Genomic DNA, 12,906 nt, shown 5'->3' with positions numbered 1-12,906 from the left:
GATGAAAATACAACTTACAAATCATACATATGAGATTCTTATCAAAAAAGGATCATTAGCCAGCGTCGGACAATGGGTCAAAAACTTATGGCTACCACAAAAAGTCGCTATCATTACAGATAGCAACGTTGTCGGACTTTACGGTGAACAAGTCAAAGAACAATTACTCTTAGAGGGTTTTGAAGCTGATTTATTCGTTGTTCCAGCAGGCGAAGCCAGTAAGTCTTTATCCCAAGCGACCCTCCTTTATGACCAACTGGCAGAAGCCGGGTATACAAGAAGTGATGGCATTATCGCTTTAGGTGGTGGTGTCATCGGAGATTTAGCAGGTTTTGTGGCCTCAACGTATATGCGTGGCTTACATTTCTTGCAAATTCCAACGACGTTACTCGCGCAAGTTGATTCAAGTATTGGTGGAAAAACAGCAGTCAATACGCACAATGCAAAAAATCTGGTAGGAACCTTCTCTCAACCAGAAGGGGTACTCATTGATCCAGAGACATTGAAGACGTTAGATAATCGTCGGTTAAGAGAAGGCATTGCTGAAGTCGTGAAAGCCGGTGCGATTGCAGACAAAAAACTTTGGACATTGCTTGAAACAATGAAAGATGAATTTGAATTACTTGCACGTGCAGAGGAAGTCATTCCTCTGGCGTTGCATGTCAAAAAAGTCGTCGTTGAAGAAGATGAATTCGACCACGGCAGCCGTTTGCTACTCAACTTTGGGCATACAATCGGCCATGGAATTGAAAATACGGCTGGCTATGGGGTCGTGAGCCACGGTGAAGCTGTTGCAATCGGTATGATGCTCATGAATAGCCAAGCAGAAGCTTTAGGTCTCACACCAAGCGGGACAACAAAGCAATTAGAAGCGATGCTGACACGTTTTCACTTACCAACCAAATACCAAGCGATTGAAGAACAAAAAGAGGCGATTTATCAGGCTGTTACACACGATAAAAAAGCACGAGGCAAACAACTAAAAATTATTTTACTTGAACAGATCGGACAAGCAAAAATTAAAGTCATTCCAATTGAGGAAATTCGCGATTATATTCGTTCATAAATAAAAGGGGGATTTAGGTATGCGCTACATTACTGCAGGAGAATCACACGGACCAGAATTAACAACAATTATTGAGGGAATTCCAGCTGGATTACCATTAACAGCTGAAGATATTAACGCGGAGCTTTTCCGACGCCAAACCGGTTACGGACGGGGCGGAAGAATGTTAATTGAAAAGGACAAAGTTCGTATTACTTCGGGCGTTCGACATGGAAAAACATTAGGTTCACCGATTACTTTATGCGTTGAAAATGATGATTGGAAGAACTGGCGGACAGTAATGAGTATTGAAGATGTGGAAGATAAAAAGCGTACCTTACGCCAAGTCGTTCGTCCTAGACCAGGACACGCAGATCTAGTTGGTGGAATGAAGTACCGTCACCGTGATTTACGTAACGTTTTAGAACGCTCTTCCGCTCGTGAAACAACGATGCGCGTTGCTGTAGGAGCGGTTGCCAAAACGCTATTAAAAGCGTTAGACATTGATGTTGCAGGTCATGTAACGATGTTAGGTGGAATCAAAGCGTCGGTTCCAGATGGTTTAACGATTAAAGAAATTTTTGAACGAGCAGAAGCATCTGAAGTTCGTGTACTGGATCCTCAAGTTGAAGAAGAAATCAAAGCATTGATTGATGAAACGAAACGTAAGGGTGACACAATTGGTGGTGTCGTTGAAGTCTTAGTTGGCGGCGTACCGGCAGGACTCGGTAGTTATGTTCAATGGGATAAAAAATTAGACGGTAAACTGGCGCAAGCGATGGTCAGTATTAATGCCTTCAAAGGCGTTGAATTTGGTGTCGGATTTGAAGCGGGCGTTTTACCAGGTTCAGAAGTCATGGATGAAATTTTATGGGATGAAAACAAAGGTTATACAAGACGCAGTAATAACTTAGGTGGCTTTGAAGGTGGAATGACGAACGGGGAAGCAATTGTTATCCGTGGAGTGATGAAGCCAATCCCAACGTTATATAAACCATTACAAAGTGTGGACATTAATACGAAAGAAGTCTATAAAGCGAGTATTGAGCGTTCGGATAGTACGGCTGTTCCAGCAGCATGTGTCGTGGCTCAAAGTGTCGTTGCCACAGTCATTGCGGCAGAAATTTTGGATAAATTCCCAAGTGACTCTTTTGAAGAGTTAACACAAGCGATGACAGAATATCGCGAATATGTAAAAAACTATTAATCAAAAGGGAGGACCAAATGCAAAAAAATGTATTGATCGTTGGCTTAGGACTGATTGGGTCCTCTTTAGCCAGCTGTATCAAAGGGGCACATCCAAGTTGTGTTTTGTACGGTTGGGATTATTTGGCAGAAACAAAAGCAACGGCTCTGAAAGAAGGCATCGTTGATCGCGTTTCTGCAAGTTTTGAAGAAGCCGCATGCTTAGCGGACATTATTATTTTAGCGGTACCAGTAAAAACATCGCTGACTTATTTAGCTACCCTAGCGACCTTGCCACTACGTGAAAATGTCCTAGTAACAGATACTGGAAGTACCAAAGAAGAAATCGTCTCTTTTGCGATACAGCAACCCTACACTTTTGTAGGCGGCCACCCTATGGCGGGTTCACACAAATCGGGGATTCAAGCACGTGACGAACGTTTGTTCGAAGAAGCGTATTATATTTTAACACCCACTCAATCCGCCGATTCAGAGCAAGAAATCGTCTTGAAAGAATTGTTAAAAGGCACACGCGCGAAATTCTTATCCATGTCGGCAAGTGAACATGATCAAATTACCGGAATGTTGAGTCATTTTCCACATATCGTGGCAGCAGCACTCGTCAATCAAGCCGATCATTTTAATTTAACGTATCCTCGATCCAAACAATTGGCTGCTGGTGGTTTTCGTGACATCACACGCATTGCTTCCTCGGATCCTCAAATGTGGACCGATATTTTATTAAGTAATCATGACGTCTTAGTCGAGCGAATAGATGAGTGGCAAGCGCGCATGTCGATTGTTAGAGAATGGTTAATTCAAGGCAATACAGCAGCCATTTACGATTTTTTTGAACGTGCACGTGATACACGCGAACGTCTGCCAATCCACCAAAAAGGGAGTATTCCCGCTTTCTATGATTTATTTATTGATATTCCAGACTCCCCGGGGATTATTGGCGAAGTGACTTCCTTATTAGGAACAGCAAACTTATCACTTGTTAATTTACGTATTTTAGAAACGAGAGAAGAAATTATCGGTGTTTTACAATTAAGCTTTAAAAATCAAAAGGACCAATGCATCGGCCAACAGCTCATTACCGCAAACACGCCGTATCGTTGTTGGATAAAATAGGAGGAAACAAATGAAACTCATTTCAAAAAGTCCATTAAAAGGCATTATTGAAGTGCCAGCAGATAAATCAATCTCGCATCGTAGTATTATGTTTGGCTCAATCGCTCACGGTACCACAACCATCAAAAACTTTTTACGAGGTGAAGACTGCTTTAGTACAATGCACGCCTTTCAAGCGTTAGGAGTAGCGATTGAAGATGATGGCGATGTGATAACGGTTCACGGAAAAGGGATTGAAGGCTTACGTGCGCCAAAACAAGCGTTAGACGTGGGAAATTCAGGTACGACGATTCGTCTAATGATGGGTATGTTAAACACTTGTCCTTTTGAAACCGTGCTATATGGCGATGAGTCCTTAAGCCTAAGACCCATGAATCGCGTAATATTACCACTTCAATCGATGGGAGCGGAAATTTCAGGTCATGCTGGGACAGAGTTTCCACCGATTACGATTCACGGTTCCTCACAACTTCAACCAATGACTTATGAAATGCCGGTTGCTAGCGCACAAGTCAAGTCTGCGATTTTATTTGCTGCCTTACAGACAGAAGGGTTAACGACGATTATTGAAAAAGAAGCATCGCGTAATCATACAGAAGAAATGATTTTACAATTCGGCGGTCAGATTCAACAAGACGGCAAAGAGATTCGATTGACGGGGCCTCAACAGCTAAAGGCACAAGCAGTCACTGTACCAGGCGATATTTCATCTGCGTCCTTCTTCTTAGCTGCAGGAGCCATTGTACCGGAGAGTGAGATTACCTTGAAAAACGTAGGCATTAATCCAACAAGAACAGGTATTTTAAAAGTATTAGAAGAAATGGGCGCAACGCTTTCGATGACGAATATCGATGAGAAGAACCAATCAGCTGATATCACCATTCAAACATCTCAGCTTAAAGGGATTACAATCGGCGGTGAGATCATTCCGACTTTAATCGATGAATTACCGGTCATTGCCCTACTTGCTACTCAAGCAGAAGGTACGACAGTCATTAAAGACGCAGAAGAATTAAAAGTCAAAGAAACGAATCGAATCGATGCAACGTGTGATGAGTTGAAGAAGCTGGGAGCAAATATCGAAGCAACAGCAGACGGCTTAATTATTCACGGACCAACGACCTTGCATGGTGGTTCCGTTTCTAGTTTAGGTGATCATCGCATCGGTATGATGTTACAAGTAGCGGCTTTATTAACAGATGAAACCGTAACATTAGAAAATCCAGAGTCGATTGCGATTTCGTATCCAAGCTTCTTTGAAGACGTTGAACAATTAACCACGAAATAAAGATAATGGAAAGAAGGTCCCTCAGCAATGAAGCAAATTGTTTTAGTCGGTTTTATGGGTGCCGGAAAAACCACAATCGGTCGGCAATTAGCGCAACGTTTGCAACTACCGCTGATTGATACAGACCATTTAATTGAAGCGCGCACCGGTAAAAATATTCCTGAGCTCTTTTCAATACATGGTGAGGAACATTTCCGAGTGATTGAAGCACAAGTGTTGGACTCTTTAGCAGATACTGAAGGCATCATCTCCACGGGTGGCGGCATTATTCTTAAAGATTCGTCGCGATTGAAACTGAAACAATTTCAATCCGTTGTTTACTTAAGTGTCCCCATTGAAGATTTAATAACCAGAATCAAAAAAGACCACGAAAATCCTCGTCCATTATTTTTAAACCATTCTGAACAAGCCTTTCGTGAGATTTATCAAAGTCGTATGCCTTTGTATGAAGACGTTGCAACAGTTATTATTGAAAATAGTGGGAAAGACCCACAGTCACTCACGAAAGAAATCATTGAAAAAGTAGGTGTTTAATTGAAAGTTGGCTATTTAGGACCGAAAAATTCCTTTACCGATCAAGCAGCTCAAAGTTGCTTTAAGAAAGAAGATTTATTGCCATACCAAACGATTGTCTCTTGTATTCAAGCCGTGCATAATGGTGCGGTCAATTTTGCCGTGATTCCGATTGAAAATTCGTTAGAGGGATCGGTCAACGACAGTATCGATCGTTTGTTTCATCTAGGCGGCTTAAAAGTATTAGGTGAAATCGTCTTACCCATTCATCAGCAATTACTCGTTTCACCAGGCAATACATTGATTGATAAAGTCCTTTCACACCCACAAGCGTTAGCACAGTCACAACAATTTTTAACCGATCATTATCCGGATTGTTTGTTAGAAGCTGTTTCTTCTACAACGTATGCAGCGCAATATGTCGCAAATCATCCAGAAGAAAAAATTGCTGCGATTGCTTCAAAAAAAGCCGCAAAAGAATATGGTCTGACTATTTTATCTGAAGACATTCAAGACAACGCGTTGAATCAGACACGTTTTTGGATTATTGGATTGCTTGATAGTCAATTAACGATTGTTTTAGGGAACAAAACGAAAGCAACATTGTTTATTCGTTTACCCAAAAATGCGCCAGGCTCTTTGCATCAAATATTAGCGGCATTTGCTTGGCGACATCTAGATCTTTCTAAAATTGAATCCCGTCCACTTAAGACCCATTTAGGCCAGTATTTTTTTGTATTGGATCTTCTGATCAATCAGAATGAAAAGTTATTTGAAAATGCACTCGAAGAAATTCGATTATTAGGTGGTGTCGTGACAGAGTTAGGAAGCTATCCTGTTAGGGTTATCAAAGAAAGCTGAGAAAATAAATTCTCGGCTTTTTTTGTATGCCATTCGACAAATTTGATAGGTTAAATATCAAGTACGTAATAAAAGGCGATGCTATACTAAATGAGAAAAGGAGTGAGACAAATGATGCAATCGTTTAATCGAATGACAGACTATATTGAAAGGCATTTAAATGATGAATTAACAGAAGAACTGGTGCATAACAGAGCGCATTCTTTTTCCTATAGATAATAATGTGTTTCGTGAACTACCATAAACAACTGTTTATGGTAGTTATGGTAGTTTTTGATTTTCTGTTTTCATCCAAATGCTATGAATAGAACATCGATTGAATGTTTATGATTAAGGTACAGAAGCCTTTTTTAGAGCGTTTATCCTAAAATACATGAAGAAATGGTATAATGAGCCATCGAAGGGATTAAATAAATCCTAAAATTCATCAATGGATGATTTATTTTATGTTAGAGGTACGGTATGCTATAAATAAATATTTGAAAAAAGTAGGTGGCGATGAAATGAGCCGAATGGAACGATTTAGGGATGTACATGAAGAATTAAACAAACAAGAAGCGAAAACAAAGAAAAATCCATATTCGAGAAAAAAGCAACAAATTGTTGAAGAAGATAAATGGGAAGAAGAAGTTGTTTATTACGAGGATAATGAATATGAAGATTCAACGCCCCCACCACAACAGAAAAAACAAAATGGAATATTTAATCAAAATAAACCAAAGAAGGTAAAAAAACGGAAACGCCGTGGTTGTTTTGGAAGATTATTTTTTATACTCACCTTATTTATTCTTTTTATAGGAGGATCCTTTGTTTTTGGAAAAATAGCTGGTAAGGTTGTCGATTCGACGTCTGAACCGGAAGCTTTTAATGGCTTTACTGCGAGTAACCAAGCAAATAATATTTTGTTAATCGGAAATGATAGTCGAGAAGGCGAAACGGCTCGAGCCGATACGATTATGGTTTTACAATTGGATGGTCCCGCAAAAAAACCAAAGCTTGTTTCATTTATGCGAGATACCTATGTTTCCATCCCCGGATATGGAGAAAATAAAATCAATGCATCTTACGCTTTCGGTGGTGCCGAATTAGTAAGACAAACTTTGTCACAAAATTTTGGAATTGAAACGAAATACTACGCAGTTGTCGATTTTCAAGATTTTTCAAAAGTAATCGATACCTTGTTCTCCGGCGGTGTCGCAATTGATGCTGAAAAAGACATGAGTACTTATTTGGATGTTCCAATTACAAAAGGACCACAAAAAATGGATGGCCATACGTTATTACAATATGCTCGATTCAGAATGGATGAAGAAGGAGACTTCGGACGTGTTCGTCGTCAACAGCAAGTAATGAACGCGATTTTTTCACAATTAAAGAATCCAGTCAATGCAATCAAGTTGCCATATGCTGCAGGAAAAACACTTGGTTTTACAGCGACAAACTTACCCACAACGTTCTTGTTACGCAACTCGCTTAATATTTTGAAAGGCAGCTCAGGAATTGATCGTTTGACCGTACCCGTCGAAAATTCATGGAGTTATGGAGAATCGTATGAGGCAGGTAGCGTTTTACTCGTTGATTATGAGGTTAATCGACAAGAAATTGAACGTTTTTGGGGTAATTAACTGAAAATAATAGCACGGTTTGGAATTTATGTGCTATATTATATAAGACGTTTGAATTTTTTTGAAGCGAGGATATAGAAATGAAATTAGCAATTGTGACAGACAGTACCGCTTTTTTACCAGAAAAAATAAAAAATCATCCGGATTTATCGATTATTCCGATTCCAGTGATCTTAGATGGTCAGTTGTATAATGAAGGAATTGATATCGAAGCGGATGCGTACTATGAGCTTTTAAAAAACAGTAAGGAATTCCCAACAACTTCGCAACCTTCTTTAGGTGAAGCTTTAGAATTATACGAGGAACTTGGAAAAAAAGGCTACGATACGATTCTCAGTATTCATTTATCGAGTGGAATCTCAGGCTTTATTGAAAATCTTGCCGGTGTTACAAATACAATCGAGGGAATTAATGTCATTCCTTACGACTCAAAAATTACAAGTACCCCAATGGGGCATATGGTCGAAGCAGCGCTTGATCTGTCAGAAAAAGGTGCAACTTTGGAGGAAATTATCGAGAAACTCGATACCATTCGTGACAGTCTTCAAGTTTATTTTATCGTAGAAGACTTAAATAATTTAGCACGTGGTGGACGATTGACCAATGGTGCGGCACTTGTTGCTGGTTTATTAAAAATAAAACCCGTTTTAAAATTTGATGATGGAAAAATTGTATTGTTTGAGAAAATCCGTTCAAGTAAAAAAGCTTTTGCTCGGATTGAGGATATCATAGGGCAACAAATTGATTTCTTCAATGCGCCCGTTAGATTAACCATTATTCACGGAAATAACTTAGAGATTGCTTTGGAAGAAAAAGCAAAAATCGAAGCAAAGCACCCAGAAGTATCCATTGAAATTGCGCATTTTGGACCAGTAATTGGTACTCACTTAGGTGAAAAAGCAATTGGTTTTACGATTTCATTGGCCTAATTTTGTCGTTATGAATATAACTGCGAAAAAATTAACTAGTTTCTTTTTAGGGCTAGTTAATTTTTATTTTCTTTTTTAAGTGAATAAAAATGCAATAATTTTAGATAAATGTTATAAACTTTACAAAGGGCACAAAAATAGACTATAATTTTACTAATCATTCACAAATGAAAGATTCACAATATAAGGAGGGCACAAGATGATTGAATTTAAAAATGTAGAAAAGTACTATGGAGACTTTCATGCATTAAAAAATATTAATTTAAAAATCACAGAAGGTGAAGTCGTGGTTGTTATCGGACCTTCTGGTTCTGGTAAGAGTACGATGTTACGTTGTATCAATGCATTAGAATTGATTACAACAGGAGAATTGATTACGAATGGAGTAAATATTCGTGATAAAAAGGTCAATACAAACGATGTTCGAAAAAATTTAGGAATGGTTTTCCAACATTTTAATCTTTATCCACACCGTACTGTATTAGATAACATTACATTAGCACCTATGAAAGTCTTAAAGAAAACAAGAGCGGAAGCTGAAGCGAAAGCAGAAGAGTTACTAGCTAAAGTTGGAATGTTAGACAAGAAAAATTCTTATCCCTCTCAGTTATCTGGAGGCCAACAACAACGTATTGCCATTGCTCGAGCATTAGCAATGGAACCAGACGTGATGTTATTTGATGAGCCAACTTCTGCGCTCGATCCAGAAATGGTTGGGGAAGTACTTGAAGTAATGAAAGGTCTTGCCCGCACAGAAGGGATGACCATGGTCGTAGTCACACATGAGATGGGATTTGCCCGCGAAGTTGCTGACCGTGTTATTTTTATGGCAGATGGTGAAATTTTGGAAGATGATGATACGGAAACGTTCTTTAGCAATCCAAAAGATGAACGTGCGAAACAATTTTTAAGCAAAATTATTACACAATAAATAAAATAAGAGGAGGTGTTTTTTTGAAATTAAAACATAAAGTATGGTTGCTCAGTGTCCTATCTCTTAGTCTTTTATTTTTAGGTAGTTGTGGAACAAAAAGTATTGCAAATCAAGATATTTTTGAACGAATTGAAGAAACACCCGAAATTTTTTGGGGCGTAAAAAATGATACTCGATTATTTGGGTTAATGAATATCGAAACGCGCGAAGTTGAAGGATTTGATATCGACATTGCTAAAGCACTAACTAAAGAAATTTTAGGCGAAGATGGAAAAGCAACTTTTGTAGAAGTTACCTCTAAAACAAGAATTCCATTGATTAAAAATGGAAACATTGATGCGATTATCGCGACGATGACGATCAGTGAAGAACGCTTGAAGCAAGTGGATTTCTCAAATGTTTATTTTGATGCAGGACAATCGCTATTAGTTAAAAAAGGCAGCCCGATTAAGGGAGTTGAAGATTTAGATGCGAACACAACGGTATTAGCTGTTAAAGGTTCAACTTCAGCTTTAAATATTCGTGAACATGCACCAGAGGCTAAAATTCTTGAATTAGAAAACTACGCTGAGGCTTTTACTGCTCTGCAATCAGGACAAGGTGACGCTATGACGACGGATAGTGCTATTTTATTAGGAATGGCCGAAGAAAATCCTGACTACACATTAGCTGGAGATATCTTTACAGATGAACCTTATGGGATTGCTATTAATAAAGGACAAGAAGCCTTCTTAGAAGCAGTCAACCAGGCATTAGCCACAATTAAAGAAAATGGAACGTATCAAGAAATTTTTGATAAATGGTTTCCGAATGTCAATAATTAAAGGAGGGACCAATGGATGGTAGATTTATTTTTAAACAATCGTGATATTCTTCTTTCAGGATTAATGACGACACTCTTAGCAAGCATCATTGCTTTAGTTGGTAGCTTAATCATTGGGACGTTTATGGCGATTCTTCAAGTTTCACCGTTATCAATCCCTAAAAAACTAGCAACGGCTTATGTTGAATTTTTTAGAAACATTCCCTTATTAATTATTGTAATGTTTTTCTTCGTGGTTGCCCCAATTTATGGGATTCAATTTGATGGGTTTTCAGCAGGGACGCTAGGTTTAACGTTGTATACATCAGCCTTTGTCGCTGATACTGTACGTGCAGGAATTGATGGGATTTCAAAAGGACAAATGGAAGCAGGTCGTGCTACCGGTTTAAGTTATATCGAAACAATGTGGTATATTATCTTACCGCAAGCCTTTAAGATTGTCGTAGCACCATTAGGAAATCAGTTTATTAACTTAGTTAAAAACTCATCGATCCTGGCAATGGTAACCGGCGTCGATTTAATGTACCAAGGTGATATTATCGCCAGTACAACGTTTGCTACAATTGAAACATACACGATGATTGGTTTAATTTACTTGTGTATTACCTTGCCAATTTCGTATTTAATGAAGTATATTGAGGAACGTTACAGCTTAACGAACTAGAGGAGGAGTAAGATGGATTTTTTATCAGCATTTTCATGGATTAACATCCGTTTTTTATTAGATGGCTTACTCGTTACTTTACAAGTTGCCGTCGTTTCAATTATATTAAGTTTTATTATTGGTGGGATTTTAGGAACACTCCGTTTTATGAAAATTCCAGTCCTATCAACGATTGTCATGATTATTGTCGACATTATTCGTAACTTACCGCTACTATTAATCATTTTCTTTACTTATTTTGCCTTACCACAAATTGGTATCCAATTAAGTATTTTCTGGTCAGCAGTCGTTGCCATGACAATCTTTGAATCGGCCATGTTATCTGAAATTATTCGAGCAGGCTTAGTTGCGGTACCTAAAGGACAGATGGAAGCAGGTCGATCGACTGGATTATCATACTTATCGACACTGTACTATATTATCTTCCCACAAAGTATCAAATTAATGTTGCCGCCGATTGTTAGTCAATTTATTTCATTAATCCGTGACACATCACTTGCAGTTGTTATTTCTTTACCAGAACTAACACACCATGCAAAAATTATTTATGCGCAAGACCCGGCGGCTGTTTTACCGATGTTCTTCGCTATGGCATTTAGTTACTTTATTATTTGTTACTCACTATCTGTCTTTTCAAAACGTCTAGAAAGACGATGGGCGGTATAAAGAAGTTGAAACCTTATCTAGCATTTATTGGCTAGGTGAGGTTTTTTTGTGCGTATTTATGATAAAATAAGCGTTGGAGGGATGAGAAATGAAGTTAGATATGATAGGTATTATATCGCATGACCTGGAAAAAGCAACCGCTTTCTATGAGCTGCTCGGATTTTCAGTCGTCGGTGAAGTTACGAAAGATTACCTCGAACTGAATAATAATGGCGTTCGAATTTCATTGAATTCAAGTCAGATGATTTCAGGCATTTATGGTTATGAACCTAAGATAATTGGTGATACACTTGAATTGGCATTTTTATGTGATTCTGTCGAAGAAGTCGATCAGATTTATAACAAAGTAAAAGAAGCTGGATACGAAACTTTTAAAGAGCCCTGGGATGCGGTCTGGGGACAAAGGTATGCAATTATTAAAGACATTGATGGCAATTTTTTAAGTCTTTTTGCTAATCAATAAAATAAACAGGTAGAGTAGGAGCGTTCAAATGAAAGAAGTATCCTTTGATGATATTTTTATACTAGGAAACACTGTAGTTGATAACAAACATTATAAGCACGTCCATTATCCAGAAATGCTTATTCGTTATGACAGTAACTTCCTTGATTTTAAAGTTTTACCGACAGTCAAAGAATTTGTAGCAATTGAAAGTTATTTAAGAAGTTACCATATCGAACACGGTCAAAATCATTTGAAATTTTCTTTACCTGAGAATAAAAAAATGTCTGAACCATTCGAAACATACTTAACTAAAAATGGTTATGAAATCAGTTGTTTAGAACTCTATGCGATTGAACCTAAAAACTTCCCACAAATCAGATTGATGTCCAATTTCTGACGGAGGATCATCTAGAGCAACTTATAAACATTAAGTATGAAAATGATTTAGAGTATGGCGAAGCTTTTGCTCGACAAAAGACTCAACAAATTAAAAAGCAATTTTCAGATCCAAAGATACAGCAAGTTATTGCGTTTTATCAAGGAGAAGCTGTTGGTTATGTCGATTTAATCTTGAGTAATCATACCGTTGAGATTGATGAACTATCCGTTGTTCATATAAAGCATCAAAATAAAGGCATTGGCAGCCACATTCAACGCTTTGTTATGGATCAATACTTAGATAAAAAAATCATTTTAGTTGCAGATGGTGAAGATACACCGAGAGAAATGTATAGCAAACAAAATTACGAATATCTTGGTTTTAAATATGAGTTTTTAAAAACTGAACTATAGGT

15 protein-coding genes are annotated in these 12,906 nt (G+C 38.1%); all 15 read left to right on the top strand.

Going from position 1 to position 12,906, the window contains the following annotated elements:
* Position 1 precedes the first annotated feature (1 nt).
* On the top strand, positions 2–1,066 hold the full coding sequence (gene aroB / locus IEV09_RS02335) for a 3-dehydroquinate synthase (protein ID WP_188366641.1): 1,065 nt from the start codon (positions 2–4) through the stop codon (positions 1,064–1,066).
* Positions 1,067–1,085: 19 nt separating this feature from the next.
* On the top strand, positions 1,086–2,252 hold the full coding sequence (gene aroC / locus IEV09_RS02330; RefSeq protein ID WP_188366640.1) for a chorismate synthase: 1,167 nt from the start codon (positions 1,086–1,088) through the stop codon (positions 2,250–2,252).
* A 17-nt stretch (positions 2,253–2,269) separates the two neighbouring features.
* Positions 2,270–3,364 carry a prephenate dehydrogenase gene (locus IEV09_RS02325; protein ID WP_188366639.1) on the top strand — a complete coding sequence of 365 codons (1,095 nt, stop codon included), beginning with the start codon at positions 2,270–2,272 and terminating at the stop codon, positions 3,362–3,364.
* A gap of 10 nt (positions 3,365–3,374) precedes the next feature.
* Entirely contained in the window at positions 3,375–4,652 is a 1,278-nt protein-coding gene (gene aroA, locus IEV09_RS02320; RefSeq protein ID WP_188366638.1) for a 3-phosphoshikimate 1-carboxyvinyltransferase, read from the top strand.
* 27 nt (positions 4,653–4,679) lie between these two features.
* Positions 4,680–5,186, top strand: a complete 507-nt coding sequence (locus tag IEV09_RS02315; protein ID WP_188366637.1) for a shikimate kinase — start codon at positions 4,680–4,682, stop codon at positions 5,184–5,186.
* The gene (pheA, locus tag IEV09_RS02310) at positions 5,187–6,026 is read left to right on the top strand and encodes a prephenate dehydratase (RefSeq protein ID WP_188366636.1); all 840 of its coding nucleotides are present in this window, start codon (positions 5,187–5,189) and stop codon (positions 6,024–6,026) included.
* 503 nt (positions 6,027–6,529) lie between these two features.
* Complete coding sequence (locus IEV09_RS02305; protein WP_188366761.1) at positions 6,530–7,651, top strand: LCP family protein; 1,122 nt, start codon at positions 6,530–6,532, stop codon at positions 7,649–7,651.
* Positions 7,652–7,731: 80 nt separating this feature from the next.
* Positions 7,732–8,580 carry a DegV family protein gene (gene fakB, locus IEV09_RS02300; protein ID WP_188366635.1) on the top strand — a complete coding sequence of 283 codons (849 nt, stop codon included), beginning with the start codon at positions 7,732–7,734 and terminating at the stop codon, positions 8,578–8,580.
* 199 nt (positions 8,581–8,779) lie between these two features.
* Positions 8,780–9,511, top strand: coding sequence for an amino acid ABC transporter ATP-binding protein (locus tag IEV09_RS02295; RefSeq protein WP_188366634.1), 732 nt, complete (start codon positions 8,780–8,782; stop codon positions 9,509–9,511).
* 47 nt (positions 9,512–9,558) lie between these two features.
* Complete coding sequence (locus IEV09_RS02290) at positions 9,559–10,338, top strand: transporter substrate-binding domain-containing protein (RefSeq protein WP_373281469.1); 780 nt, start codon at positions 9,559–9,561, stop codon at positions 10,336–10,338.
* A gap of 15 nt (positions 10,339–10,353) precedes the next feature.
* Entirely contained in the window at positions 10,354–11,001 is a 648-nt protein-coding gene (locus IEV09_RS02285) for an amino acid ABC transporter permease (RefSeq protein WP_188366632.1), read from the top strand.
* A 12-nt stretch (positions 11,002–11,013) separates the two neighbouring features.
* Positions 11,014–11,667 carry an amino acid ABC transporter permease gene (locus tag IEV09_RS02280; protein WP_188366631.1) on the top strand — a complete coding sequence of 218 codons (654 nt, stop codon included), beginning with the start codon at positions 11,014–11,016 and terminating at the stop codon, positions 11,665–11,667.
* Positions 11,668–11,755: 88 nt separating this feature from the next.
* Complete coding sequence (locus tag IEV09_RS02275) at positions 11,756–12,130, top strand: VOC family protein (RefSeq protein ID WP_188366630.1); 375 nt, start codon at positions 11,756–11,758, stop codon at positions 12,128–12,130.
* Positions 12,131–12,158: 28 nt separating this feature from the next.
* Complete coding sequence (locus IEV09_RS12725; protein WP_209651409.1) at positions 12,159–12,509, top strand: DUF5613 domain-containing protein; 351 nt, start codon at positions 12,159–12,161, stop codon at positions 12,507–12,509.
* A complete protein-coding gene (locus IEV09_RS12720) occupies positions 12,491–12,904 on the top strand; it encodes a GNAT family N-acetyltransferase (RefSeq protein WP_209651415.1) in 414 nt (137 codons plus the stop codon). The genes IEV09_RS12725 and IEV09_RS12720 overlap by 19 nt, the downstream gene beginning before the upstream one ends.
* The last annotated feature ends 2 nt before the right edge of the window (positions 12,905–12,906 follow it).

This window comes from Enterococcus alcedinis (genome assembly GCF_014635985.1).
Lineage (GTDB): Bacteria > Bacillota > Bacilli > Lactobacillales > Enterococcaceae > Enterococcus_I > Enterococcus_I alcedinis.
This window is presented reverse-complemented; position numbering and strand designations above follow the sequence as displayed.

Coding starts and splice junctions, on each gene's coding strand:
- IEV09_RS02285 (WP_188366632.1), top strand. CDS start 10,354: ATGGTAGATTTATTTTTAAACAATCGTGATATTCTTCTTTCAGGATTA.
- IEV09_RS02275 (WP_188366630.1), top strand. CDS start 11,756: ATGAAGTTAGATATGATAGGTATTATATCGCATGACCTGGAAAAAGCA.
- aroB (WP_188366641.1), top strand. CDS start 2: ATGAAAATACAACTTACAAATCATACATATGAGATTCTTATCAAAAAA.
- IEV09_RS02295 (WP_188366634.1), top strand. CDS start 8,780: ATGATTGAATTTAAAAATGTAGAAAAGTACTATGGAGACTTTCATGCA.
- IEV09_RS12725 (WP_209651409.1), top strand. CDS start 12,159: ATGAAAGAAGTATCCTTTGATGATATTTTTATACTAGGAAACACTGTA.
- fakB (WP_188366635.1), top strand. CDS start 7,732: ATGAAATTAGCAATTGTGACAGACAGTACCGCTTTTTTACCAGAAAAA.
- aroC (WP_188366640.1), top strand. CDS start 1,086: ATGCGCTACATTACTGCAGGAGAATCACACGGACCAGAATTAACAACA.
- aroA (WP_188366638.1), top strand. CDS start 3,375: ATGAAACTCATTTCAAAAAGTCCATTAAAAGGCATTATTGAAGTGCCA.
- IEV09_RS02325 (WP_188366639.1), top strand. CDS start 2,270: ATGCAAAAAAATGTATTGATCGTTGGCTTAGGACTGATTGGGTCCTCT.
- IEV09_RS02305 (WP_188366761.1), top strand. CDS start 6,530: ATGAGCCGAATGGAACGATTTAGGGATGTACATGAAGAATTAAACAAA.
- IEV09_RS02280 (WP_188366631.1), top strand. CDS start 11,014: ATGGATTTTTTATCAGCATTTTCATGGATTAACATCCGTTTTTTATTA.
- IEV09_RS02315 (WP_188366637.1), top strand. CDS start 4,680: ATGAAGCAAATTGTTTTAGTCGGTTTTATGGGTGCCGGAAAAACCACA.